The organism is Caenimonas aquaedulcis (assembly GCF_015831345.1).
Classification (GTDB): domain Bacteria; phylum Pseudomonadota; class Gammaproteobacteria; order Burkholderiales; family Burkholderiaceae_C; genus Ramlibacter; species Ramlibacter aquaedulcis.
In genome coordinates this window covers 2,035,649-2,059,990 of the sequence record NZ_JADWYS010000001.1, presented here as the reverse complement: position 1 = coordinate 2,059,990, position 24,342 = coordinate 2,035,649, and the positions used below count along the sequence as shown (strand labels likewise).

The following is a 24,342-nucleotide window of genomic DNA, read 5'->3' as shown; positions in this document are numbered from 1 at the left end:
GCGTTAGGCTTTCGCGGCGCCCATCCTGCCGCGAAGATACGCGACGAACGCCTGCTTCTCCTCGTCGCCGGCGAAGGCGCGGTTGGGCACCCAGTTGCGCACGCCGTCGCTGAAGCCGAGCAGCACGCCCAGCCGCGCCGCTTCGACCGCCTCGAGCTCCGCCCATGCGCGCGCGTACGAGCCGCCTTCCGGCGTCACCGTGGCCATGCCTTCGTCGGTGAAGGAAATATCGAGCTGCTGTTGCGGCTTGCTGGCCTTGGTGATGCGCTGCCGTTCGATGAGCGGCTTCAGGCCCATCTTCCAGGTCACGAACACGCCCAGCGCGAGCCACGCAAACGAGATGAGGGGCGCGTCGCGGAAGGCGCCGGGCCCGAGGAAAAAGAATCCGCCGAACCACAGCACGCCCACGAACCACATGAGGCCACGCGAACGCGGGTGGCGCCCGGCGCGCGCGCTGCGCTCGGCGTCGTACGCGTCGATGAGGTCCCGGTGCGTCGAGACGAAGGAGAATCGGTACGTCACGCGCGAAAGTCTAGCGCGCCCCGTCGCTATCATTCGCGCATGCCCGAGATCACCCGCGAAACCCTTCCCGACGGCACGCTCCGGCTGGCCGGTGGCCGGGCGACCTTCGCCTACCGGCGTCTTCGCCCCGGTGCGCTGCTGGTCACGATCTCCGGCATCGACGAAGGCCAGTTCGGCACGGCCACGCTCGATGAAATCCGGATGGAGATGCTGCGGCACCGGCCGGTGGAACTGTTCATCGACACCGCGGCGGCGATCGCGGTGACGGGCTCCGTGCCCCAGGAGTGGACGCAGTTCTTCGCCCTCAACCGCGAACACCTGACCCGCGTGAGCGTGCTGGTGGGCAACAAGGCGATCGAGCTCACCGTGGCCATCGCGCAGCACCTGTCGCAGACAGGCAACCTGATCCAGATCTACAGCGACGCGGAGCTGTTCGCGGCGCGCGTCGCGGCCGCCGCTTCGCACCGCTAGCGCGTCCGAAGTCGTTTCAGTACGTCTTGTAGGGCAGGAACTTGCCCGACAGCACCACATGGACCCGGTCGCCCTTCGGGTCGGGTTCGCGCTGGATGTCCATCGAGAAGTCGATGGCGCTCATGATGCCGTCGCGGGCACGGCCGGAGGCTGCGGGCGGCCTACTTCTTGAGGTCGCTCTTGCTGTTGACGATGCGTCCCACCAGGCCGTAGGTGATCGCTTCCTCCGGGCCGAGCCAGCGGTCGCGCTCGATGTCCTGCAGCACCTTCTCGTAGTCCTGGCCGGTCTCGCGGGAGATGGTGCGGGCGATGCGTTCGCGCGCCTTGATGATCTCCTGCGCATGGATCGCGATGTCCGTGGCCTGGCCGCCGGCGCCGCCGCTCGGCTGGTGGATCAGGAAGCGCGTGTTGGGCGTGCAGAAGCGGCGCTCTTTCGGCACCGCCAGGTACAGGTGGGTGGCGGCGCTGCCGACCCAGCCCGTGCCGATCATGTTCACGGGCGCGGTGATGAACTTGATCATGTCGTGGATCGCGTCGCCCGACTCGAGGTGGCCGCCCGGCGAGCTCACCAGCATGTCGATAGGCTGGTGCGAATCGGCGTCCAGCGCGATCAGGCGGCGCGTGATGTCCGCGGCGGCGCGGTCGTTGATCTCGCCGAAGACGAGGACGGTGCGCGACTTGAAGGCTTTTTCCTCGAGGAACGCGTTGCGTGGCTCGGCCGTGCTGGCGGGTTCGTTGTCGTGCTCGTGTGGGGTTTCCATGGCTGTGTTCCTTGTGCTGTCGCTGTGCGGCGTAAGAAAAATAGTACGCGCCTGTCGGTCTGTTCCGGCGATGGGGTGCCGCGCGGATGCCTAGAGTAACCCAATGCGCAAATCCACAGAAAACGCACCGGGCGGTGACCTGACCCGCCGCACGGTGTTGAAAGGCGCGACCGCGCTGGTCGCCGTACAGGCCCCTATGCAAGTAGACGCCCAGCAGGCCGCCCCGCCGGCCACCTCATCCATGGACGCGCCGCCGAGCCGCCTGCGCATCCGCCTCACCGTCAATGGCCAGCCGCGCGACCTGGACGTCGACACCCGCACGACCCTCCTGGACGCGCTGCGCGAGAACCTGCAGCTCACCGGCAGCAAGAAGGGCTGCGACCACGGCCAGTGCGGCGCCTGCACGGTACTGGCCGACGGCCGGCGCATCAACGCCTGCCTGTCGCTCGCGGTGATGCACGACGGCCAGTCGGTCACGACGATCGAGGGCCTCGCGCGCGGCGAGCAACTGCACCCGCTGCAGGCGGCCTTCATCAAGCGCGACGGCTTCCAGTGCGGCTATTGCACGCCTGGGCAGATCTGCTCGGCGGTCGGCATGCTGTCCGAGGTGCGCGCCGGGATGCCCAGCCATGTGTCGGCCAGCCTGGAAAGGGCGGGGCCGTTCAACGAGGAAGAGATCCGCGAGCGCATGAGCGGCAACATCTGCCGCTGCAGCTGCTACCCCAACATCGTCGCGGCCATCAAGGACGTGGCGGGAGGCGCGGCATGAAGTCCTTCAGCTATGAACGCGCGGCCACCGCGGAAGCCGCTGCCGGCGCGGTCGCGGCGCGCCCGGGCGCGAAGTACATCGCAGGCGGCACCAACCTGCTGGACCTGATGAAGCTGCAGATCGAGACGCCCGCGCACCTGGTGGATGTCAACCGCATCCCCGGCCTCGACCGCATCGAGGACGTGGCGGGCGGCGGGCTGCGCATCGGCGCGATGGTGCGCAACAGCGATCTCGCGGCCGATGCGCGCGTTCGCAGGCGCTATGCGGTGCTGTCCCGCGCGCTGCTCGCGGGCGCCTCCGGGCAATTGCGCAACAAGGCCACCACCGCAGGCAACCTGCTGCAGCGCACGCGCTGCTACTACTTCTACGACACCAGCAAGCCTTGCAACAAGCGCCAGCCCGGCACCGGCTGCTCGGCGATCGGCGGCTTCAACCGCATCCATGCCATCGTGGGCGCGAGCGACCAGTGCATCGCGGTGCATCCGTCCGACATGGCGGTCGCGATGCGCGTGCTGGACGCGCAGGTGGAGACGGTGCTGCCGCAAGGCGGGCGCCGCGTGATCCCGATCGCGGACTTCCACCGCCTGCCGGGCAACACCCCGAACGTCGAGACCAGCCTGCAGCCCGGCGAATTCATCACCGCCGTGACGCTGCCTGCTCCGCCGCCGGGCGTGCAGCTGTATCGCAAGGTGCGCGACCGGGCGTCTTACGCCTTCGCGCTGGTGTCGGTCGCGGCGATCGTCGATGCGCGTGGCGGAAACGTCCGCGGCGCGCGCATGGCATTCGGCGGACTGGCCCACAAACCCTGGCGCGTGCCCGAGGCCGAGGCCGTGCTGGCCGGTGAGAAGGCGGGGCGGGCGGCTTTCGAGGCCGCCGGCGAGGCGGTGCTGCGCGGCGCGCAGGGCCGGGGCCACAACGATTTCAAGATTCCGCTGGTCCGCCGGGTGCTGGACGGCGTACTGGCGCAAGCCACGAGCTGAAAGGACGAGCATCATGGAAATGAACCAGCCGGCGCCGCAGAACCCCCTGGACCAGAACCACCAGGGGCTGATGGGGCGCGCGATGGACCGCGTCGACGGCCACCTCAAAGTCACCGGCCGCGCGCCGTATGCGTACGAAGTGAAGGAGGGCGCGAAGCCCGCCTACGGATGGCTCGTGGAGGCGACGATCTCCCGCGGCCGCGTGAGCGCCATCGACACGCAGGCGGCCGAGCGCTCGCCCGGCGTCTTGATGGTGATGACCCACCGCAACGCGCCGAAGCAGGCGCCCTTCGCCCATGAAGGCGAGGACCGTTTCGCGCGGCCGCGCCCGCAGCTGAACGACGCGCGGATCGAGTACTACGGGGAGCCCGTCGCGTTCGTCGTGGCCGAGACGATCGAGCAGGCGCGCGCGGCCGCCGCGCTGGTGCGCGTGAGCTACGCGCAGGACAAGGGCGAGCATGAATTGCAGCCGCTGCTCGCGAAGGCCGAGAAGCCCGCGGGCGGCGAGGGCAAGGAGCCCGACAGCCATGTGGGCGACTTCGACGGCGCGTTCGCCGCGGCCCCGGTGAAGATCGACGCGACCTACACCACGCCCATGCACATCCATGCGCAGATGGAGCCGCACGCGAGCCTCGCGTGGTGGGAGGGGGATCGCGTCATCGTGCACTGCTCCTCGCAGCTTCTGGAGAGCGCGCAGAAGTGCGTCGCGCACACGCTGCAGATCCCCGAGGAGAAGGTGCGCATCGTGAGCCGCTACATCGGCGGCGGCTTCGGCGGCAAGCTGCCGATCTACGGCGACGTGATCCTGTCCGCCCTCGCGTCGCGCGAGCTCAAGCGCCCGGTCAAGACGGCGCTCACGCGCCAGCAGATGTTCCACGTCACCACGCACCGCACGGAGACCGTGCAGCGCCTGCGCCTGGGCGCCACGCGCGACGGCGTGCTCACCGCCATCGGGCACGAGGCCTGGTCGCACAGCGCGCGCTTCGACGACTTCTACGAGTCGGCCGCCAAGCAGACGCGTTCCCTCTACGCCGCCGCGAACCGCATGACGCAGCATCGCGTGGTCAAGCTCGACCTGCCGGTGTCCGACTCCACGCGCGCGCCCGGCGAGGCGGTGGGCATGCTCGCGCTGGAATGCGCGATGGACGAACTGGCCGACGCGTTGAAGATGGATCCGGTCGAACTGCGGCTTCGCAACGAGCCGAAGCAGGACCCGGAAAAGAACGTGCCGTATTCGACGCGGCAGCTCGTCGCCTGCCTGCAGGAAGGCGCGAAGCGCTTCGGCTGGAGTCGCCGCAGCGCCCAGCCCGGCCAGGTGCGCGAGGGACGCTGGCTGGTCGGCATGGGCATGTGCGCCACCACGCGCGGCAACCTGCTGCGGCCCTCGAAATGCGGCGTCGCCATGGACGGCGAGGGCGTGCTGACGGTGAAGATGTCGATGACCGACATCGGCACCGGCAGCTACACGGTACTCACGCAGATCGCGGCCGAGATGATGGGCATCGCGCCGGAGAAGGTGCGCATGCTGCTGGGCGACAGCGACTTTCCGCCGACGGCGGGCTCGGGCGGATCGTTCGGCGCGGCGAGCGCGGGCTCCGCCCTGTACGACGCCTGTGACAAGCTGCGCACGAAGTTCGCGCAAGGTGCCGGCATCGATCCGGCGCAGGCGGTGTTCGAACGCGGCCGCATCAGCGGCGGCGGCAAGTCGGCCACGCTCGCGGGCCTGGCCGGGGCCTCGGGCGTGCAGGCCGAGGGCGAGATCAAGCCCGGCGAGATGGAAAAGAAGTTCTCGCAGCAGGCCTACGGCGCGCAGTTCGCGGAAGTGGCGGTCGATATGGATTCGGGCGAGGTGCGCCTGCGCCGCATGCTGGGCGTGTTCGCTGCGGGCCGCATCCTGAATGCCAAGACCGCCCGCTCGCAGGCGATCGGCGGGATGATCTGGGGCGCGAGCAACGCGCTGCACGAGGACGCGGTGGTCGATCCGCGCTACGGCTACTTCGTCAACCATGACCTGGCGGAGTACCACGTGGCGGCCCATGCGGACATCCCCGCGATCGAGGCGATCTTCCTGCCGGAGGTGGACGACAAGACCAATCCGCTGAAGATCAAGGGCGTGGGCGAACTGGGCATCAGCGGCGCCGGCGCGGCGGTGGCCAACGCCATCTTCAACGCCACCGGCGTGCGCGTGCGCGACTACCCGGTGACGCTGGACAAGATCCTCGCGGGCCTGGGCGGCGCGAACTACGCGAGCCGCTGATCAGGGCACGATGGTGATGAAGAGGTAGACCGCGAAGATCACCAGGTGCACCACGCCCTGCAGCACGGTGGTGCGCCCGGTGCCCAGCGACAGCGTTGCGACCATCAGCGACAGCACCAGCAGCACGGTGGACTTGGCGTCGATGCCCAACTGCAGTGTCCAGCCCGTGAGGAGCGACACGATGGCTACCGCGGGAATCGTGAGGCCGATGCTGGCGAGCGCGGAGCCGAGCGCGAGGTTCATGCTGGTCTGCAGCCGGTTGGCGCGCGCGGCGCGCACCGCGGCCAGGCTCTCGGGCATCAGCACCACGGCCGCGATGATGATGCCGACGAGGGAGTGCGGCGCGCCCATGGCCTCCACGCCGGATTCGATGGTCGGCGCCAGCGCCTTGCCGAGCAGCACCACCGCGCCCAGGCAGGCGAGCAGCACGCTGCCGCTGACGGCCGCGGTGCGTTTCGACGGTGGTTGCGCATGGTCGTCCGGCGTGGCCTTCGCGGGCAGGAAGTAGTCGCGGTGCCGGACTGTCTGCACCAGCAGGAAGGTGCCGTAGAGCACCAGCGACACGAGCGCGATGAACCCGAGCTGGCTGCGGCTGTACATAGGGCCCGGCGCCGTGAGCGTGTAATTGGGCAGCACCAGCGTGAGGGTGACGATGGCCGCGAGCGTCGCCAGCGACGCATTGACGCCCGACAGGGTGAAGGTCTGTTCGCCATGCCGATGGCTGCCGACGAGCAGGCACAGGCCCACCATGCCGTTGAGGATGAGCATGACCGCTGCGAACACCGTATCGCGCGGCAGGGCCGCCGCGGCCGGTCCGCCGGAGAGCATGAGCGAGACGATCAGGCCCACCTCGATCACCGTGACGGCGACGGCCAGCAGCAAGGTGCCGAAGGGCTCGCCCACTCGGTGCGCCACCACTTCGGCGTGGTGCACCGAGGCGAGCACGCAACCCACCAGGCCCGCGGCGACCAGCAGGCCGTACCAGCCCGACAGGCCCAGCCATGTCCCGGCGAGAAGGAGCCAACCCGCAACGGGCGCGACCAGGGTCCAGCGGGGCAGGGCGTGTGACGAGGGCATCGGCCGATGATAGGGGGCGCCATGCGCGGCGGCCCGGCGTTTCATTCGTAAGCGCAACTTCCGGGTGTAAGTAGGTGCGGGTGATTGGCGATTGCCGCCGCGGGGCTTAAGGTCGGCAAGCCCATTCCACTCCTTCCCCAACGACGAGATCTCCCATGCTCAGACGCCTTTTGCTCCCCGTCCTCGTGCTCGCCGCCACGGCCGGGCTGGCGTGGCCCGCCCACGCCGCCTATCCCGACAAGACCATCCGCCTCATCGTGCCCTCGGCGCCCGGCGGCGCACCGGACGCCCTGATGCGCGCGCTGGCCCAGCAGCTGACGCTGCAGATGAACGTGCCCATCGTCATCGACAACAAGCCCGGCGGCTCCTATGTCATCGGCACCATGGACCTCGTGAAGTCCGCCCCCGACGGCTACACGCTCGCCTACGGCAACGTGGTTTCGCTCGCCACCAACAAGTCGCTGCTCACGACCGTGCCCTACGACGTGGAGAAGGACCTGACGCTCGTCTCCAACGTGCTGCGCCTGTCGAACCTCATGGTGGTGAACAACAACCTGCCGGTGAAGACCGTGCCCGAGCTCATCGCCTATGCGAAGAAGAATCCCGGCAAGGTCGCCTTCGCATCGGACGGCAACGGCACCACCGCGCACCTGGGCGTGGAACTCTTCAAGGCGATGACCGGCACGCACATGCTGCACGTGCCCTACCGCGCTGCGACCTCGGCGGTGACGGACCTCATCGGCGGCGGCATCCAGATGATGATGATCAACACGCCCGTGTCCGGCCCGCTCGCGCAGGCCGGCAAGGTGCGCGCGCTGGCGATCTCCTCGCCGCAGCGCTCCCCGACGTACCCCGACGTGCCGACGATCGCCGAGTCCGGCGTGCCCGGCTTCGAAGTGACGGCGTGGGGCGGCATCGTCGGCCCGGCCAACATGCCCAAGGACGTCGTGGCCAAACTCAACGCGGAAATCCGCACGGCGCTGGCCAGCCCCGCGCTGCGCGAGCGCTTCCGCGCGCTCGGCGCGGACACTTCGCCCAGCACGCCGGAGGAATTCCTGGAGCTGTCGCGCCAGGAGACCATCAAGTGGGCGAAGGTCGTGAAGTTCTCCGGCGCGAAGATCGATTGAGGCCCTCGCGATGAGCCCGTGGAAAGCCGCGCAGCCGGGTGACGACGCCGGCGCCATCGACACCCCCGCGCTGGTGCTCGACCTCGATGCCTTCGAGCGCAACCTCCAGCGCATGGCGGACGCCTTGCGCGGCACGAAGGTGCGGCTGCGCGCGCACGCCAAGAGCCACAAATGCCCCGAGATCGCGAAGCGGCAAGTGGCGCTCGGCGCCGTGGGCATCTGCTGCCAGAAGGTGAGCGAGGCGGCGGTGTTCGCGGACGCGGGCATCGCCGACATCCTGGTGACCAACCAGGTGATGGGCGAGGCCAAGCTGCGCCGGCTCGCGCCGCTCGCGCGCAAGGCGCGCATCGGCGTGCTGGTGGACGATGCGCTGCAGGTGCAGCCGCTCGCTGCGGCGGCACAGGCGCACGACGTCACGCTGGACGTCTACGTCGAAGTGGATGTCGGCGCGCACCGCTGCGGCGTGGCGCCCGGCGAGGCCGCGGCGCGGCTCGCACGCGACATTGCCGCCGCACCCGGCCTGCGCTTCGCGGGGCTGCAGTGTTATCACGGGCCGGCGCAGCACCTGCGCACGCCGGTGGAACGCAAGGCGGCGATAGACAGCGCCTGCGACGCCGCGACGCGCTCGCACAAAGCCATCGAGGCGTGCGGCATCGCGGTCGAGCGCATCACCGGCGCGGGCACGGGCAGCTTCGTGAACGAGCGCGACAGCGGCGTGTTCGACGAGATCCAGGCGGGCTCCTACATCTTCCTGGACCGCGACTACGGCGACAACACGCGTGGCCCCAATGATGTCGCCTTCGAACACGCGCTCTTCGTGCGCACGACGGTCATGAGCCGCGCGACCGATGCCTTCGCGATCGTCGATGCCGGCCTCAAGGCGTCCAGCGTGGACTCCGGGATGCCGACCGTTTGGCAGCGGCCCGACCTGCGCTACGCCAAGGCCGCTGACGAACATGGGGTGATCGCGACCGCGGACGCCGGAGCGCTCGCCCTCGGCGATGTGCTCCACCTGGTGCCCGGCCATTGCGACCCGACCGTGAATCTCTACGACGAGCTGGTGTGCGTACGCGCCGGCCGTGTCGAGGCCCTGTGGCCCATCGCGGCGCGCGGCGCGCTGCTGTAACCCGCTCAATCCCAACCTTCCCGGAACTCCTGAATGCAAGCCTTCGACCTCCTCATCCGTAACGCCAGCATCGTGGACGGCACCGGATCGCCGCGCTATGCGGGCGACATCGGCATCCGCGGCGACCGCATCGAGCGCATCGGCGACCTCTCCGCCGAGCGTGGCACGAAGGAGATCGACCTCGGCGGGCGCATCGCCGCGCCCGGCTTCATCGATGCGCACACGCACGACGACCGCCTGATGCTCTCCAGCCCCGACATGTCGCCCAAGGTGAGCCAGGGCATCACCACGGTGGTGGCGGGCAACTGCGGCATCTCGCTCGCGCCGATGCCGCGTCCCGTGCCGCAGCCGGTGACGCCGCCGCTGAACCTGCTCGACGAGGAGGGCGGGTGGTTCCACTTCCCGACCTTCGCGTCCTACGTGGCCGAACTGCGCGCCAAGCCCGCGGCCACCAACTGCGCGCTGCTCGTCGGGCACACCACGCTGCGCGTCGCCACCGTGGACGACCTCGGGCAGCCCGCCTCGGCCGGCCAGATCGGGCAGATGCGCGAGCTCGTACGCGAAGCGATGGAAGCGGGCGCGGTCGGCGTGTCCACGGGCCTCTTCTACGAGCCGTCCGTCGCCGCGCCGACGGAAGAGGTGATCGGCGTCTGCCAGCCGCTCAAGGAATTCGACGGCGTGTATTGCACGCACATGCGCGACGAGGCGGACCGCGTGATCGATTCGCTGGAGGAGACCTTCCGCATCGGCCGCGAGGTCGGCGTGCCGGTCGTGATCTCGCACCTCAAGGTGGTCGGCGAGAAGAACCACGGGCGATCGCAGGAAGCCCTGAACTTCATCGAGAAAAACATGGCGAGCCAGCCGATCTGCATCGACTGCTATCCGTACACCGCGGGATCCACCATCCTGTCGGCCGACCGCGCGGCGAGTTCGTCGCGCGTGATCGTGAGCTGGTCCAAGACGCTGCCGGAGTACGCGGGCCAGGACCTCGATGCGATCGCGCGGCAGATGGGCGTGGCGCAGGATGAGGCGATCCGACGCCTGAGCCCCGCCGGCGGCATCTACTTCCGGCTCGCCGAGTCCGACGTGCAGGTGATCCTCAAGCACGACAAAGTGATGATCGGCTCGGACGGCTTGCCGCACGACGCGTCGCCGCATCCGCGCCTGTGGGGCAGCTTCCCGCGTGTCCTCGGGCACTATGGCCGCGTGCTGGGGTTGTTCCCGCTGGAGATGGCAATCTACAAGATGACGGGCCTCACCGCGAAGAATTTCGGGCTGAAGGACCGGGGGGTGCTGAAGGAGGGTGCCTTTGCGGACCTCACACTCTTCGACGCCGACACCATCGACTCCGCCGCCACCTACGAGAAGCCCATCGCGCCGGCGCACGGCATCGACACGGTCATCGTCAACGGCCAGCCCGTCTGGCAGGCGGGCCGGTCCACCGGCGCGCGCCCGGGCCGCGTGCTCTCGCGTGACGTGCAGCCCGCGCAGGCATGACCATGGCATCGCTCGCGCAACTGGAAACCCCCGCGCTGCTCCTGGACGAGGCGCAGATGGACCGCAACATCGCCCGCATGCGCGATCGCGCACGCAAGCTGGGCGTGACCTTCCGCCCGCACGTGAAGACGAACAAGTCGATCGAGGTGGCGCGCCGCCTGATGGAGTCGCCCGAGGGCCCGATCACCGTATCCACGCTGCTCGAGGCGGAGTATTTCGCGGAGCGCGGCGTGAAGGACATCCTCTACGCCGTGTGCATCGCGCCGAACAAGCTCGATCACGTCGCGGCCCTGCAGGCCAAGGGCGTGCGCCTCTCGATCATCCTGGACAGCATGGAGACGGCGCGGCTGCTGGCGGACCGTGTCCGCTCGCATGCCGCCCGCTTCGACGTGCTCATCGAAATCGATTCGGACGGCCACCGCTCCGGCGTCAAGCCCGGGAGCGAAGACTTGCTGCGGATCGGCCGTTTCCTCGAGGACTCGGGCATTCCCGTCCAGGGCGTGATGACGCACGCCGGCAGCAGCTACGACAGCCCTTCGGTGGACGCGATCCGCGCGATGGCCGAGCAGGAGCGCGCCGCGGTGGTGCTGGCGGCGACGCGGCTGCGCGCAGAGGGCATCGCGTGCCCGGTCGTCAGTGTCGGTTCCACGCCCACAGCGCTCTTCGCCGAGCACCTGGAAGGCGTGACGGAATTGCGCGCCGGTGTGTTCGTGTTCTTCGACCTCGTGATGGCCGGCCTGGGCGTATGCCGCATCGACGAGATCGCGCTGTCGGTACTGGGCACCGTGATCGGCCATCGCCCGGACAAGGGCTGGACGCTGGTCGACGCCGGGTGGATGGCGATGTCGCGCGACCGCGGCACGTCGGCGCAGGCCGTGGACCAGGGCTACGGGCTGGTGTGCGATGTGCACGGCAAGCCGGTGGACGACCTCGTGATGGTCGGCGCCAACCAGGAGCACGGCATCATCGCGCACCGCTCCGGCCGCATCGACGGCGCGCTGCACCTGCCCGTGGGCACGCAGCTGCGCATCCTGCCCAACCATGCGTGCTCGACCGCCGCGCAGTACCCGCAATACCAGGTGCTCGGCCCGGCTGGCGATGTCACCGCCACCTGGCAGCGCTTCAGCGGCTGGTGAACCCGATCCGAGGATGCCCATGATCATTATTTCCGAGCAGGAAGCGCGCGCGCTGGTCGGCGTACCCGACGCGATCGCGGCGGTGGAGCAATCGTTCGCCGCCATGGCGCGCGGCCAGGCGCGCAACTATCCCGTGGTGCGCGAGGCGGTGGGCCACCAGGACGCCGTGTTCGGCGTGAAGACCGGCTGCGATACGTCGGCGCCGCTGCTGGGGCTCAAGGCGGGCGGCTACTGGCCGCACAACCTGGCGCAGGGCCTGGGCAACCACCAGTCGTCCACGCTGCTGTTCGATGCGGAGACCGGCCGCGCGAGCGCGCTGGTCAGCGCCAACTACCTCACCGGCGTGCGCACGGGCGCGGCCAGCGCCATCGCGACCAAGTACCTGTCGCGTCCCGGCAGCAGTGTGCTGGGCATGATCGGCGCGGGCGTGCAGTCGCAGCACCAGCTGCGCGCCACGCTGGCCGTGCGCCCGATCAGGACCGTGTACGCGTGGAACCCCTCGCCCGACAAACTCGCCGCGTTCGGCCGTGTGGTGCAGGAGCTCGGCCTGGAATTCATCTCCGCGGACCGGGAGGTCGTCGCTTCGAAAGCGGACATCCTCATCACGGTCACCCCGTCGAAGCAGGCGCTGGTGGACAAGTCCTGGGTGCGCCCCGGCACGCACATCAGCGCGATGGGCGCCGACACGAAGGGAAAGCAGGAGCTGGACCCCGCGCTCGTGGCCGCGAGCGCGATCTTCGTGGACGAGGCTGCGCAGGCCATCACGATCGGGGAATGCCAGCACGCGTTCGGCGCCGGGCTCATCACCGAAGCGTCCTTTCGCGGCAGCATCGGGCAGGTGATCGCGGGACTGTGCGAGGGCCGCCGGAACGACGCGGAGATCACCCTCTTCGACGGCACCGGCGTGGCCTTGCAGGACCTCGTGGTGGCCGAGCTGGCGGTGCGCCAGGCCCTCGCGCGCGGTGGCTGCACGATGGTCGACTACTAGCCGGCAGGGCGCGCGCGTACCATGCGCGCATGCCGCACGACATCACCGACCTGCGCTTTTTCGTCACGATCACCGAGAGCGGATCGCTCGCGGAAGCGGCGCGGCGGCTGGACGTGACGGCCTCGGCCGTGTCGCAGCGGCTGCGTCACCTGGAAGCGAGCCTGGGGATGCAACTCGCGCATCGCAGCACGCGGCGCTTCATGCTCACCGAGGAAGGCGAGCTGTTCCACGCGGGCGTGGTGGAGATGCTGGCCAACCTGGACGGCCTCGTGGACAGGCTGCGTGCCCGCTCGGGCGAAGTGGTGGGCACCCTGCACGTCGGCGGGCCGCTCGGGTTCGGCCGGCACTACCTCGCACCCGCCATCGCTCAGTTCCACGCGCTGCACCCGAAGCTGATGGTGTCGCTCACGCTCAGCGATGTCGTCTCGGCGGCGGACGCGAACCGCTTCGACCTGATCGTGCACATCGGCCAGCTTGGCGACTCGAGCATGGTGGCTTACCCGATCGCGCCCAATTCGCGCTTCGTGTGCGCCGCGCCGTCCTACCTCGCGAAGCGGCCGGCGCCGCGCGAGCCGAAGGACCTCGCGCAGCACGACTGCATCGTGCTACGCGAGAACGGTGAGGACGTGACGCTGTGGCGCTTCAGGCGCAAGCGCAGCGAGGCCGCGGTGCGCGTGCCCGCGATTCTCAGCAGCAACGACGGCGAGGTCGCGAAGCAATGGGCGCTGCAGGGCAAGGGCGTGGTGCTCCGCTCCGAGTGGGATGTGGCGGACAGCCTGGCGTCGGGCCGGCTCGTGCGCCTGCTGCCCGGCTGGAGCCTACCGGACGCGGACGTGGTGGCGCTGGTGGCGGGGCGCACGGGGATGTCGGCGCGCGTCAAGCTGTTCCTGTCTTTCCTGCAGGCGCGGTTCCAGCCGGCACCGCCCTGGCGCCGCTAGCGGGCCGCGGCGGGCGGCTCGCCATCCAGGCGCCCGCCGCGACCGTGGCGATGCCGCACCAGCCGGCCAGGCCCAGCGGCTCGTCGAGCAGCAGCCATCCGCCCACCGCCACGAGCGCGGGGACGAGCGCGCCCGCCGCCGACGTGGCGGCCGGGCCCAGGCGGCGCACGGCGGCCGCGAAGACGGCAAGGCCCACCACGCCGGCAAGACAACCCTGCCACAGCACCTGCAGCGCGACCTGCCGCGGGCTCGCGTGGAACATCAGGCTGCGGCCGGATGCGTAGGCGGCGATCCACAGCGGCACGACGCAGAGGGCGGACCACGCACTGATGACCGCCGCAGACTCCCACGCGGTCAAGCCGCCGCCGCGCAGCGCGAGCGTGTACGTCGCCCAGAGCAGCGCCGCGACCAGGAACAACGCGTCGCCCCGCCAGTGACCGGTGCCGCTGGTCCAGCCGGGCAGGGTGATCAATGCCAGTCCCGTTGCCAGCAGGGCGAGACCGCAGCCTTGCGAAAGGCCGGGGCGCGAGCCGAACACCAATGCCCCGAGCGCCGCGACGAGCAAGGGCGAGGCGCCCGGCAGCAACGCGCCCATGTGCGCCGCCGGCGCAAAGGAGGCGCCCGCCATGGCCAGCAGGCCGAAGGGCAGGCCCGCCCCGGCAACGAGCGCCGCGAGGCGCCACGCGGGCAGGCCCGCCGGCCGCAGCCCGCAGCGTCGCCACACGGGCGCGAGCAGCAGGGCGGGGACGCCGTAGCGCAGCAGGGCGAGGTCCCAGGGCGCGAGCTCCGAGCGCACGCCGGCGCGCGTCACCAGCTGCCACCCCGTGGCGATCAGCACCATGGCGGTGGCGGCCGCCCACCCCAGGAGCCGCGGCTTGCGTTCGTTGTCTGTTTTCATTAGACTATCAGTATAGTCAATATTGAAGTATGAACAAGGCAGTACCCCGCGCGTATGCGCAACTGGGCCGGCAGGTGCAGGCCGGCATGACGCGGATGCTCGTGCTTCGCGCCGCGCGCGACCTGGTGGTCGAGAGCACGCAGGCCGCGGCATTCACGTTGGATGCGGTGGCGGCGCGCGCTGGCGTGTCGCGGGCCACGGTGTTCAACCTGTTCGGCGGCAAGGCCGGCCTGCTCAATGCGCTGTTCGACGAGATGTCGCACCGCGCCGGGCTGATGGACGTGGACGCCCTGTTGACGCAGGACGATGCGCGGCGCGCACTGGGCGAGTACGTTCGCGCCTTCGCGGACTTCTACGCGTCCGAGCACGCGCTGCTGAAGAAGCTGCGCGCCTACGCCGCGCTGGACGCCGACTTCGCCCGTCTGGTGGAGGGACGCGAGGACAAGCGCACCGCCGGCCTGGAATTCCTGGTGAACCGCCTGCAGGGCGGCGGACGCGTGACGCTGGCGCAGAAGCGCCTGGCCGCGAAACTCAAGGCGCTGCTGGTGCTGGAGGTGTTCGAGATGCTGGCGGCGTCGCTGACGGTGGCGAAGGCGGGGGAGGCGCTGATGGAGATGGTGGTGTCGGTGCTGGATCGGGACGGTCGAAGGGTCGTCAGGGCAACACGCGCCGCAGCGCACGGATGCGCTGCCAGACCAGTGCCTTCGTGACGTTCATCGACATCATGTCCATGCAGCGCTCCAGCCAGCCATCGCGGGATTTCATGCGGTGGATCGCCCTGCCCAGGTCGCGCAACACGGATTCGCCGTAGGCGCCCTGGGCCTTCGCCACCGCAGCGCGCAGCAGCGGCAAGTCCGGCTTCATCATGGCCAGGTCGATCAGGTCCCGGCTGAAGACGCCGTCATCCATCCAGCGATCCGAATTCGCCAGCAGTTTGCTGGCCGCCATGTCCAGGGGCGAAAGACAGGCCACGCCGCAGATCACGTCCGTCCTGCCCGGCGGGGCCAGCGCCATGCGGGCTTCGAGGACGATCTCGAATTTCACCGCCTTCCCCGCGGCCATCACCGCCACCCGGATGCCATAGGGATCCGCGCGGACCTCGCGTTGGAGTTCCAGCGGTTCGGCGCCTTCGCGCACGAGGGACGAGATGCCTTGGGGACCGGTCAGCAGGGCGCGCAACTCACGCCAGCCGCCCACGTCCGACACGAGGAAATCGATGTCCACCGACTCACGGTATTCGCCATGGCGCAGCGCGATGGCGGTGCCGCCACCGAAATAGCAATGGTGCGCGCGAAGCACGTCGGCGTCCAGCGACTGGAGCACCTGCGCGATCCGCAGATGATGCAGCCGTTCAAACATCGCGCCGGGTGGAGAAGGCGATGCGCAGGGCAGTGATCAGGTCGCGCTCGGCCGTCTCGAGCGCCTGCACGTCGAGATGGCGCGCATTGCGTTCGTAGATGTCGAATGCCTCCGCCGGCGTCAGTTCGGCGCCTTCCTTGAGTTGCCAGGCCAGCTGCCGCAATTGCGGATACCTTGCAAGCTGCACGCGCGCCGGTATCCAGGGGTCCGGCTCGGCGGCATGCGGGTAGTGCGGCGCCGACCGGGGTGTCGCTGCCAGATCAAGGCCCAGTGCGGCCATGACGCTCGCATAGGCGCCGATCGCCACGGAAGGCTCGCCGCGCTCGATCCGGTGCAGGGTCATGCGCGAAATCCCGGCGGCCTCAGCCGCCGCGGTTGCATTGACGCGCTGCGCCCTGCGCTGCTCGCGGATGCGCTTTCCCATGGCGCCGAGCGTCGCCTCGTGGGGCAGGTCAGGCGCCGTAACAGGTTTCATGTATCTCATTATTGACAAAAACAGATATTTGTCAACTATGAGATACAAAATTCAGACCAGCAAATCCCTCAACGTCCGGGCCACCACCTTCGTCGCCTTGCGCAGATCCTCCAGCTCCAGCCGCTCGTCCGCGCGCTTGGCGTGCGACTCCAGCACGGTGCGCGGGCCGGCGCCGTAGATGACGCCGGGGACGCCGGCCTCCGCATACAGCCGCACGTCGGTGTACAGCGGCGTTCCCATCGCGGGGATCGGCTGGCCGAAGACCGCCTCGCCATGTTTCTGGATCGCATCGACCAGGGGCCGGTTGCCCGGCAGCGGGCGCATGGAATTCGCGAGCAGCAGGCGCTTGATATCCACGGTGATGCCCGGGCACAGGGCGGCGGATTCGGCGATCACGCGGCGGATGGAGGCTTCCACCTCCGCGGGATTCTCCTCGGGGATCATCCGGCGGTCGAGCTTGAATACCACCTTGCCCGGCACGACGTTGGTGTTGGTGCCGCCCTCGATCCGCCCGACGTTCAGGTACGGATGGGTGATGCCGGGCACCTGCGACGTGACCTTCCGGTAGCCGGCGTTCTGCGCGTACAGGGCATTCAGGATGGAGACAGCGCCCTGCAGCGCGTCGACGCCCGACTGCGGAATCGCGGCGTGCGCCATCTTGCCGTGCACCGTCACTTCCATCTGCAGGCAGCCGTTGTGCGCCGTCACCACTTCGTAGCTGAAACCCGCGGCGATCATGAGGTCGGGCTTCGTCAGCCCGTGGCGCAGCAGCCAGCCCGGCCCCATCTCGCCGCCGAATTCCTCGTCGTAGGTGAAGTGCAGTTCCACCGCGCCCTTGCGTTTCCCCTGCAGCGACTCGAGCGCGCGCACGGCGAAGGTGAAGCTCGCGAAGTCGCCCTTGCTCACCGCGGTCGCGCGGCCGTACATCTTCCCGTCCTCGATCTCGCCGCCGTACGGGTCGTGCGTCCAGCCTTCGCCCGGCGGGACCACGTCGCCGTGCGCGTTGAGCGCGATGGTGCGGCCGCCGTCGCCGTAACGCCTGCGCACGATCAGGTTCGTGATGGATTGCAGGCCGTACTCGTGCACGTCCGCCTGCGGTACGGCGTGCTTCTCGGCGTCGAAGCCGAATTCCCCGAGCAGGTCCGCGGTGCGTTCGGCATGCGGGGCGTTGTCGCCCGGGGGCGTGTCCGTGGGGATGCGCACGAGCGCCTGCAGGAATTTCACTTCCTCGTCGAAGTGCGCGTCGATCCACGCGTCGAGTCGTTCGTAGTCGGTCATGGGTTTTCTCTGGCGAGATCGTCCAGCAGGCGCTGGAAGGCGTGGACGGCGAGCTCGATGTCGTCGCTGGTCGTGGATTCGAGCGGGTTGTGGCTGATGCCGGAGTTCTGGCCGCGCACGAAGAGCATCGCCTGCGGCATTACTTCGTGGAGCTTCATGGCGTCGTGGCCCGCGCCGCTGGGCATGCGGTGCAGCGGCACGCCGAGGCTTTCCACCGCGCGCTCCCAGCGCTGCTGCCACTTCGGGGCGCTCGGCGCCGCCGCGGCGCGCATCGTCTCTTCGAGGGTGTGCCGCACGCCGCGCCGCGTGCAGATCGCCTGCAGTTCATCGAGCACATCCTTCACCAAGGCGTCGCGCTGCGCGTCCGTCGGCGCGCGCAGGTCGAGCGTGAACTGGCAGCGGCCGGGCACCACGTTGGTCGATCCGCCGGGCACGGTCCAGATGCCGATGGTGCCCACCGAGTCGCCGTCGCGCGCGGCGCGCTGCTCGATGTAGAGCGCAAGTTCCGCCACGGCGGACGCCGCATCGCGCCGGCGGTTCATCGGCGTGGTGCCCGCATGGCTGGCCATGCCGATCACCTCGCACAGGTAGCGCACGCCGCCATTGATGGAGGTGACGATGCCCAGCGGCAGGTCGATCTCGTTGAGCACGGGGCCCTGTTCGATGTGGACTTCGACGAAGCCGAGGTAGCGCGCCGGGTCGCGCCGCAGCGCGGCGATCGCCTCCAGCGTCGCGGGCAGTCCGGCGTGCCGCATCGCCTCGCGCATGGTGACGCCGTCCGCGTCCTTCTGCTCCAGCCACGCCGGGTTGAACGCGCCGATGAGCGCGCCGGAGCCGAGAAAGGTCGCCTTGTAGCGCTGGCCTTCCTCCTCCGAGAAGCCGATCACTTCGAAGTCGAAGGGCAGGCGGCGCTGCTGCCGCGCGAGTTCGCGCACGCACGCCATGGGGGTGAAGATGCCCAGGCGCCCGTCGTACTTCCCGCCATTGCGGACGGTGTCGTAGTGGCTGCCGGTGAGGAGCGCCTTCGCGCCGGCGGCCGCCGCCTTGTGTACCCCCACCACGTTGCCGACCGCGTCGATCTTCACCTCGTCGAAGCCGCAGGCCTTCATCTCGGAGGCGATGAACGCCGCCGCCGCGCGATGCGCGTCGGTCAGGTAGGTCACCGTCAGCTGCCCCTTCTCCTTGAACTCCGGATCGCTGAACTGCGCGAGCTTCTCCTGCCAGTCCCACACGATGTTCCCCAAGTCCGGCTCCACCCCGAACTTGTCGTTCACGCGCAGCTCCACGATCCGGTGGATGTTGCGCAGCGCCTCGGCGCGTTCGAAGTCCACCGGGTTGTCCAGGCGTCGCGCGAAGGTGTCGATGATCTCGCGCCGCGTGAGGCCCGTGCCCCGCGGCCCGCGCACGGCGAGGATGAACGGGAAGCCGAACTTCGCGTTGTAGTCCGCGTTGAGCTGCTGGATGCGCGCGAATTCCTCGGGCGTGCAATCGGTGAGGCCGGCCTTGCCCTGCTCGTTCGTGGACTCGGAGGTGAGCGTCCTGCTCACCATCGCCTTGCCCGCGAGCTCCGGGTGGGCGCGGATCAGCGCGAGCTGCCTGTCCGCGCCCGCCTCGGCGACGATGCGCGCCATCGCGTGCTTGAGCTGCGTGAGCGACGCGAAGGGGCGCTGTGCGAGCGCGGCCTGCGCGATCCACGGCGAGTGTTCGTAGAGGCCGTCCAGCATCGCCGCGGCTTCCTGCGGCGCGGCGGCATTGAGTTGTGCAAGTGTGATCGTCACGTTCAGCCTCGATAGGGATGGGTCTGTTTCCAGTGGCGCGCGATGTCGATGCGGCGGCAGACCCACACCTTGTCGTGCTTCTCCACATGGTCCAGGAAGCGCTGCAGCGCGACGATGCGCCCGGGGCGCCCGAGCAGGCGGCAGTGCATGCCGATGCTCATCATCTTCGGCGCGGTGTCGCCCTCCGCGTAGAGCGCGTCGAAACTGTCGCGCAGGTAGATGAAGAAGTCGTCGGCCTGCGCGAAGCCCTGCGGCAGCGAAAAGCGCATGTCGTTCGCATCGAGTGTGTAGGGAACGACGAGATGCGGCACCACCGCCCCGTCGCTCTTGCGCACCTTCATCCAGAAGGGCAGGTCGTCGCCGTAGTAGTCGCTGTCGTATTCGAAGCCGCCGTAGTCCGCCACCAGCCGGCGGGTGTTGGGGCTGTCGCGCCCGGTGTACCAGCCGAGCGGGCGTTCCCCGGTGAGCCGCTCGATGATGCGCATGGCCTGCATCATGTGTTCGCGCTCGACCGCTTCGTCCACGTTCTGGTAGTGGATCCACTTCAGGCCGTGGCACGCGATCTCGTGGCCCATGTCCCGGAAGGCGGACGCGAGGTCCGGATGGCGTTGCAGCGCCGTGCTCACGCCGAACACCGTCAGCGGCAGGTCGCGCTTCTCGAATTCACGCAGGATGCGCCACACGCCGGCGCGCGAGCCGTATTCGTAGATGCCTTCCATGCTCATGTGCCGCGCCGGGTAGCTCGCGGGATTGAACATCTCCGACAGGAATTGCTCGGAGCCCGCGTCGCCGTGCAGCACCGCGTTCTCGCCGCCTTCCTCGTAATTGAGCACGAACTGCAGCGCGATGCGCGCGCCGCCCGGCCACTGCGCATGCGGCGGGTGGCGGCCGTAGCCGGCGAGGTCTCGCGGGTAGGGGGCGGTGCTGTCGTAGGTCATGGCGTGCTCACGAGAGGGCGGCGGCGATGTCGTGGGTAGGCACCTTCCGGTCGAAGGCCAGGCTCTCCTCGACATGAACGAGGTGGGCCTGCATCAGCGTCGCGGCGCGCTCCGCATCCTTCGCGGCGATCGCCTTCAGGAGTTCGGCGTGTTCCTCGTGCGAATGCTTCGCCGCGCCCGCGCGCTGGTACATGAGCGTGATGAGCGAGCTGCGCGAGACGAGGTCCTTGAGGATCTGCGCCAGCACCTCGTTGCCCGTGAGCTCCGCCATGCGCACATGGAAGTCGCCCAGCAGGTCCATGCCCGCCGCGTCGCCGCCCTCGAGCGCATCCTTTTCCTGCGCGACGTGCTCGCGCAGCGCCCGCAGTTTCGCGGGGGTGAGCTCGCGCACGAAGGCGCGGGTCATCCCGGCCTCCAGCATGCGGCGCACCGCGAAGACCTGGCGCGATTCCTCCACCGTCGGCGCGGCGACGAACGCGCCGCGCGCGGGCTCCATGCGCACCAGCCGCTTCTGGGAGAGCTGGAAGAGGGCCTGGCGCACGAGCGTGCGGGAGACGCCGAAATGGTCGGCCAGCTTCTGTTCCGCGAGCTTGGTGCCCGGCTGCAGGCGGTGTTCCACGATCGCGCGGGAGAGCGCTTCGACGATGAAATGCGTGGTGGACGACTCCATCGGGCGATGGTAGCTCCAATCGAAGAAAGTGTATACACTTGCGTCCACAATTTCTGGAGATCGCCATGGGCCTGAGCACCCACGTCCTCGACACGATGCACGGCAGCCCGGCCGCCGGCATGGCGGTCGCGCTCTACACGACGCAGGGCGACGCCGCGACGCTGGTGAGGCGCTTCGTGCTCGATGCGGATGGGCGCAGCCCGGAGGGGCCGCTGTACGCGGACGGCGAACTGAAGGCGGGGACCTACCGGCTCGTCTTCGACGTGGCCGCGTATTTCGAGGCGAAAGGCGTGGCGCTGCCGAAGCCCGCGTTCCTGGACCGCGTGACGCTGGATTTCGGCGTCGCCAGCCCGCAGCAGCACTACCACGTGCCGCTGCTGGTCAGCCCGTGGAGCTACTCCACCTACCGCGGTTCATGACAGGCTCAGAGCTGGCCTTCGGTCAGCGTGTCCAGCTGGAACTGGCCGCTCTTGTGCCACAGCCAGGTGTCCGTGTAGACCACCTTGCCCATGCGCGCGGGCACGGGGAAGGGCGCCGCGGCGCGAACGGTGCGCTCGATCTCGGCGATCACTTCCGGCGCGTGCTTGGGTGCGCGCATCCAGCTCAGGTTGCGCACCTGGCCGCGCCCGTCGACTTCCACCTGCAGCACGCCGATGGCGTACAGCAGCGGGGGCAGCTTGCCCTTGTAGATGCGGTTCTGGTTGAGCCCGTACAGGTGGGACGCCGCGTCGGCGCGGTAGGCGCGCGGCGTGGTGGCGTTGGAGGCCTGCCCGAAGGCGGGCTCGGCTGCCGGCGGCGTGACTTGCGCTTCGGCCGGAGGCGCCATGGGCTGCACGGCGACGCGCGGGGGCGCGACGGGGGCAAGCGGGGTCGACGAGCAACCCGCCAGGATGGCGGCCACCGCGGTGGCCAGGACGCGCAGGCTGGGAATATGCTTCATGGAGGTCTCCGGGTGGGTGCGCATGTCTGGGCGCGTTACAGCTGAGTTCAATTGAACGCGAACCCGGCTATTTTGACGACGTGCTTTACGTAAACGCTACGAATCTTGCGATTGGACGCGGGCTCGCAACACTTGACGATGGAACTTGTCACATCTTCGCTGCCGGATGAGCCGCTGGTCCTTGTAACAGTGGCGTCGACGCAGGGCTCCGTCCCGCGCGAGGCGGGGGCGTGGATGGCCGTCACCGCGAGGGCCGTCTCGGGCACCGTCGGCGGCGGGCATCTCGAGTTCGACGCGATCGCGCTCGCGCGGGTGCTGCTCTCGCAGCCCGCCCACGCCGGTCCGGAGGAACGGTCGTACACGCTGGGCCCGAGCCTGGGCCAGTGCTGCGGCGGGGTGATGCGGCTTCGCTACGAGCGCCTCGAGGCCGCGGACATTCCCGCGGCGCGCCGGCGGCTCGCCCCGCGGCTCGTGCCGCTGGCGCTTTTCGGCGGCGGCCATGTCGGCCGGGCTCTCGTCAACGTCCTTTCCACCTTGCCCTTCGCCGTGACGTGGATCGACAGCCGCGACGGGATATTCCCCGCTGAACCGCCGCCGCACGTGCAGTGCGAGCATTCCGAGCCCGTGCAGGGCGCGGTGGCGCAGTTGGCGGCAGGCTCGCGCGTGCTCGTCATGAGCTTCAGCCACGCGGAGGACCTCGATATCGTCGCGGCGTGCCTGCTGCGCCAGAGAGAACGCGGCGACCTGCCCTATGTCGGCCTCATCGGCAGCAAGACGAAGTGGGCGGCCTTCCGCCATCGCCTCGAGGCGCGTGGCTTCCCGCCGGCCGAACTTGCCCACGTGACCTGCCCCATCGGACTGCCAGGCATCGCGGGCAAGGAGCCGGCGGTGATCGCGGTGAGTGTCGCCGCGCAGCTCCTTCATACACTGCGTTAGACGCACCGTATTTTCGAAAGACCCCATGGAAAGCTACCTCCTGGACTGGGCCAACCTGCTGCTGCGCTGGGCCCACGTGATCACGGCCATCGCCTGGGTCGGTTCGTCCTTCTATTTCGTCTTCCTCGATTCCAGCCTGACGCCGCCGGTCGACGAGGACCTGAAGAAGCAGGGCGTGAGCGGCGAGCTGTGGGCCGTGCACGGCGGCGGGTTCTACCACCCGGTCAAGTTCGCGGTGTCCCCGCCGAAGCTGCCGGAGCACCTGCACTGGTTCTTCTGGGAGAGCTACACCACCTGGCTCACGGGCTTCTCGCTCTTCACCATCTCCTACCTCTGGCATGCCAGCACCTACCTGATCGACAGGAGTCTCGTCGCGTGGTCGCCCCCGATGGCGATCGCCGTGGCGCTGGCCTTCCTCGTCGTGTTCTGGATCGCGTACGACGCGATCTGCCGCCTCTTCGGGCAGAGGAAGAACGGCGACGCGATCGTCGGCGCGCTGGTGCTGGTGCTCGTGTGCGTCGCGTCCTGGCTCGCGTGCCACTGGTTCGCGGGCCGCGCCGCCTTCCTGCTGGTGGGCGCGATGATCGCGACGGCGATGAGCGCCAACGTGTTCTTCTGGATCATCCCGGGCCAGCGCAAGGTGATCGCCTCGATCAAGGCGGGCGAGCCGGTGGACCCCATCCACGGCCAGCGCGGCAAGCAGCGCAGCGTGCACAACACCTACTTCACGCTGCCGGTGATCTTCGCGATGCTGTCGAACCACTACAGCTTCACCTGGAGCCACCCGCGCAACTGGCTGGTGCTGATCCTGATGATGTTCGCGGGCGCGGCGATCCGCCAGTTCTTCGTCATGCGCCACGGCTACAAGCTCGGGCGCAACGCCAACCCGCTGCCCTATGCGCTGGTGGGCGTGGCCGTCATCGCCGCGACCGTCGTGTGGCTCGCGCCGGCGGCGAGCACGCAGCCCGCGGCCGCAGCGCAACCTGCGGCGGATTACGCGGCGGTGCAGAAGGTCTTCGAGCAGCGCTGCTACCTGTGCCACGGGGCGCAGGTGCAGATGAAAAACGTGCGGCTCGACTCGCCCGAGGGCGTGAAGCAGCACGCGCAGTCGATCTACCAGCAGGTGGTCGTGACGAAGGTGATGCCGATGAACAACGCCACGGGCATCACGGAGGCGGAACGCGGGCTGGTCGCCCGCTGGTTCCAGGCGGGCGCGCCGGCGCCCTGATCAGTTTTTCTGCGTGGGGATCGGCGCCGCGGCCTGGGGCGCGCACTCGCTGCGGCGCACCAGGTTGCTGCCCGTGGGCGCGTCCGTGTTGCGGCAGGCGGCGCGTTCGCTCGACTGCTGGGGGGTCATGGGTTCGGGAGAAGCGCAGGCGGCGAGCAGGGTCGCCGCGGCGATGAGGAGGAGATTCTTCATG

Annotated in this window: 26 protein-coding genes and 1 pseudogene; 14 read left to right on the top strand and 13 right to left on the bottom strand. The window is 69.2% G+C overall.

The window, feature by feature from the left end; genetic code table 11:
* Nucleotides 1-3: 3 nt before the first annotated feature.
* The gene (locus tag I5803_RS09910; protein WP_196986205.1) at nucleotides 4-522 is read right to left on the bottom strand and encodes a YcxB family protein; all 519 of its coding nucleotides are present in this window, start codon (nucleotides 520-522) and stop codon (nucleotides 4-6) included.
* Between the two features lie 39 nt (nucleotides 523-561).
* On the opposite strand from I5803_RS09910, the gene I5803_RS09905 reads away from it, so the two are divergent.
* The gene (locus I5803_RS09905) at nucleotides 562-993 is read left to right on the top strand and encodes a hypothetical protein (RefSeq protein ID WP_196986204.1); all 432 of its coding nucleotides are present in this window, start codon (nucleotides 562-564) and stop codon (nucleotides 991-993) included.
* 16 nt (nucleotides 994-1,009) lie between these two features.
* Here I5803_RS09905 and I5803_RS09900 read toward each other — a convergent pair.
* Both I5803_RS09900 and I5803_RS09895 read right to left on the bottom strand, forming a co-directional pair.
* A pseudogene (locus I5803_RS09900) lies at nucleotides 1,010-1,126 on the bottom strand (cyanase); the annotation flags it as partial.
* Nucleotides 1,127-1,154: 28 nt separating this feature from the next.
* Nucleotides 1,155-1,754 (bottom strand): ATP-dependent Clp protease proteolytic subunit, encoded by a 600-nt coding sequence (locus I5803_RS09895; RefSeq protein ID WP_196986203.1) that lies wholly within the window; start codon nucleotides 1,752-1,754, stop codon nucleotides 1,155-1,157.
* 103 nt (nucleotides 1,755-1,857) lie between these two features.
* Between I5803_RS09895 and paoA the strand changes: the two genes are divergently transcribed.
* Genes paoA through I5803_RS09880 form a run of 3 tightly spaced genes read left to right on the top strand, consistent with a single transcriptional unit; the run spans nucleotide 1,858 to nucleotide 5,760 of the window.
* Complete coding sequence (paoA, locus tag I5803_RS09890; protein ID WP_196986202.1) at nucleotides 1,858-2,523, top strand: aldehyde dehydrogenase iron-sulfur subunit PaoA; 666 nt, start codon at nucleotides 1,858-1,860, stop codon at nucleotides 2,521-2,523.
* Nucleotides 2,520-3,503, top strand: a complete 984-nt coding sequence (locus I5803_RS09885) for an FAD binding domain-containing protein (protein WP_196986201.1) — start codon at nucleotides 2,520-2,522, stop codon at nucleotides 3,501-3,503. The genes paoA and I5803_RS09885 overlap by 4 nt, the downstream gene beginning before the upstream one ends.
* Nucleotides 3,504-3,516: 13 nt before the next feature.
* A complete protein-coding gene (locus I5803_RS09880; RefSeq protein WP_196986200.1) occupies nucleotides 3,517-5,760 on the top strand; it encodes a xanthine dehydrogenase family protein molybdopterin-binding subunit in 2,244 nt (747 codons plus the stop codon).
* On the opposite strand, the gene I5803_RS09875 is transcribed toward I5803_RS09880, so the two are convergent.
* Entirely contained in the window at nucleotides 5,761-6,837 is a 1,077-nt protein-coding gene (locus I5803_RS09875) for a calcium:cation antiporter (protein ID WP_196986199.1), read from the bottom strand. It lies immediately after the preceding gene.
* A gap of 155 nt (nucleotides 6,838-6,992) precedes the next feature.
* On the opposite strand from I5803_RS09875, the gene I5803_RS09870 reads away from it, so the two are divergent.
* Genes I5803_RS09870 through I5803_RS09845 form a run of 6 tightly spaced genes read left to right on the top strand, consistent with a single transcriptional unit; the run spans nucleotide 6,993 to nucleotide 13,649 of the window.
* On the top strand, nucleotides 6,993-7,964 hold the full coding sequence (locus tag I5803_RS09870) for a Bug family tripartite tricarboxylate transporter substrate binding protein (RefSeq protein WP_196986198.1): 972 nt from the start codon (nucleotides 6,993-6,995) through the stop codon (nucleotides 7,962-7,964).
* 10 nt (nucleotides 7,965-7,974) lie between these two features.
* Nucleotides 7,975-9,090, top strand: a complete 1,116-nt coding sequence (locus I5803_RS09865) for a DSD1 family PLP-dependent enzyme (protein WP_196986197.1) — start codon at nucleotides 7,975-7,977, stop codon at nucleotides 9,088-9,090.
* Between the two features lie 33 nt (nucleotides 9,091-9,123).
* The gene (locus I5803_RS09860; protein ID WP_196986196.1) at nucleotides 9,124-10,587 is read left to right on the top strand and encodes an N-acyl-D-amino-acid deacylase family protein; all 1,464 of its coding nucleotides are present in this window, start codon (nucleotides 9,124-9,126) and stop codon (nucleotides 10,585-10,587) included.
* The gene (locus I5803_RS09855) at nucleotides 10,584-11,723 is read left to right on the top strand and encodes a DSD1 family PLP-dependent enzyme (protein ID WP_196986195.1); all 1,140 of its coding nucleotides are present in this window, start codon (nucleotides 10,584-10,586) and stop codon (nucleotides 11,721-11,723) included. Before I5803_RS09860 ends, I5803_RS09855 begins: the two co-directional genes overlap by 4 nt.
* Before the next feature lie 19 nt (nucleotides 11,724-11,742).
* Nucleotides 11,743-12,711, top strand: coding sequence for an ornithine cyclodeaminase family protein (locus I5803_RS09850; protein WP_196986194.1), 969 nt, complete (start codon nucleotides 11,743-11,745; stop codon nucleotides 12,709-12,711).
* A gap of 29 nt (nucleotides 12,712-12,740) precedes the next feature.
* Nucleotides 12,741-13,649 carry a LysR family transcriptional regulator gene (locus I5803_RS09845; protein ID WP_196986193.1) on the top strand — a complete coding sequence of 303 codons (909 nt, stop codon included), beginning with the start codon at nucleotides 12,741-12,743 and terminating at the stop codon, nucleotides 13,647-13,649.
* Here I5803_RS09845 and I5803_RS09840 read toward each other — a convergent pair.
* Entirely contained in the window at nucleotides 13,588-14,547 is a 960-nt protein-coding gene (locus I5803_RS09840; protein ID WP_196986192.1) for a DMT family transporter, read from the bottom strand. The two genes, I5803_RS09845 and I5803_RS09840, sit on opposite strands and share 62 nt — an antisense overlap.
* Nucleotides 14,548-14,576: 29 nt before the next feature.
* Between I5803_RS09840 and I5803_RS09835 the strand changes: the two genes are divergently transcribed.
* A complete protein-coding gene (locus I5803_RS09835) occupies nucleotides 14,577-15,257 on the top strand; it encodes a TetR/AcrR family transcriptional regulator (protein WP_196986191.1) in 681 nt (226 codons plus the stop codon).
* Here the strand turns inward: I5803_RS09835 and I5803_RS09830 are convergent.
* From I5803_RS09830 to I5803_RS09805, 6 genes are read right to left on the bottom strand one after another with little or no spacing between them, the layout of a single operon-like run.
* Nucleotides 15,202-15,906, bottom strand: a complete 705-nt coding sequence (locus tag I5803_RS09830) for a nucleotidyl transferase AbiEii/AbiGii toxin family protein (protein ID WP_196986190.1) — start codon at nucleotides 15,904-15,906, stop codon at nucleotides 15,202-15,204. The genes I5803_RS09835 and I5803_RS09830 overlap by 56 nt on opposite strands.
* On the bottom strand, nucleotides 15,899-16,381 hold the full coding sequence (locus I5803_RS09825; RefSeq protein ID WP_196986189.1) for a helix-turn-helix domain-containing protein: 483 nt from the start codon (nucleotides 16,379-16,381) through the stop codon (nucleotides 15,899-15,901). Before I5803_RS09825 ends, I5803_RS09830 begins: the two co-directional genes overlap by 8 nt.
* A 51-nt stretch (nucleotides 16,382-16,432) precedes the next feature.
* Nucleotides 16,433-17,659 (bottom strand): M20 family metallopeptidase, encoded by a 1,227-nt coding sequence (locus tag I5803_RS09820; RefSeq protein ID WP_196986188.1) that lies wholly within the window; start codon nucleotides 17,657-17,659, stop codon nucleotides 16,433-16,435.
* Nucleotides 17,656-19,437 (bottom strand): 2-oxo-4-hydroxy-4-carboxy-5-ureidoimidazoline decarboxylase, encoded by a 1,782-nt coding sequence (gene uraD, locus I5803_RS09815; protein WP_196986187.1) that lies wholly within the window; start codon nucleotides 19,435-19,437, stop codon nucleotides 17,656-17,658. The genes I5803_RS09820 and uraD overlap by 4 nt, the downstream gene beginning before the upstream one ends.
* A 2-nt stretch (nucleotides 19,438-19,439) precedes the next feature.
* Nucleotides 19,440-20,375 carry an allantoinase PuuE gene (gene puuE / locus I5803_RS09810; RefSeq protein ID WP_196986186.1) on the bottom strand — a complete coding sequence of 312 codons (936 nt, stop codon included), beginning with the start codon at nucleotides 20,373-20,375 and terminating at the stop codon, nucleotides 19,440-19,442.
* A gap of 7 nt (nucleotides 20,376-20,382) precedes the next feature.
* Entirely contained in the window at nucleotides 20,383-21,045 is a 663-nt protein-coding gene (locus tag I5803_RS09805; protein ID WP_196986185.1) for a GntR family transcriptional regulator, read from the bottom strand.
* A gap of 65 nt (nucleotides 21,046-21,110) precedes the next feature.
* On the opposite strand from I5803_RS09805, the gene uraH reads away from it, so the two are divergent.
* Entirely contained in the window at nucleotides 21,111-21,464 is a 354-nt protein-coding gene (gene uraH, locus I5803_RS09800) for a hydroxyisourate hydrolase (protein WP_196986184.1), read from the top strand.
* Between the two features lie 5 nt (nucleotides 21,465-21,469).
* Here the strand turns inward: uraH and I5803_RS09795 are convergent, their stop codons facing one another.
* Nucleotides 21,470-21,985 (bottom strand): hypothetical protein, encoded by a 516-nt coding sequence (locus tag I5803_RS09795; RefSeq protein WP_196986183.1) that lies wholly within the window; start codon nucleotides 21,983-21,985, stop codon nucleotides 21,470-21,472.
* 138 nt (nucleotides 21,986-22,123) lie between these two features.
* Between I5803_RS09795 and xdhC the strand changes: the two genes are divergently transcribed.
* Together xdhC and I5803_RS09785 are read left to right on the top strand one after the other, a co-directional pair.
* Nucleotides 22,124-22,921 (top strand): xanthine dehydrogenase accessory protein XdhC, encoded by a 798-nt coding sequence (xdhC, locus tag I5803_RS09790; RefSeq protein ID WP_196986182.1) that lies wholly within the window; start codon nucleotides 22,124-22,126, stop codon nucleotides 22,919-22,921.
* 25 nt (nucleotides 22,922-22,946) lie between these two features.
* Nucleotides 22,947-24,149 carry a urate hydroxylase PuuD gene (locus I5803_RS09785; protein ID WP_196986181.1) on the top strand — a complete coding sequence of 401 codons (1,203 nt, stop codon included), beginning with the start codon at nucleotides 22,947-22,949 and terminating at the stop codon, nucleotides 24,147-24,149.
* Here I5803_RS09785 and I5803_RS09780 read toward each other — a convergent pair whose 3' ends face one another.
* Nucleotides 24,150-24,341, bottom strand: a complete 192-nt coding sequence (locus I5803_RS09780; RefSeq protein ID WP_196986180.1) for a hypothetical protein — start codon at nucleotides 24,339-24,341, stop codon at nucleotides 24,150-24,152.
* Nucleotide 24,342 lies beyond the last annotated feature (1 nt).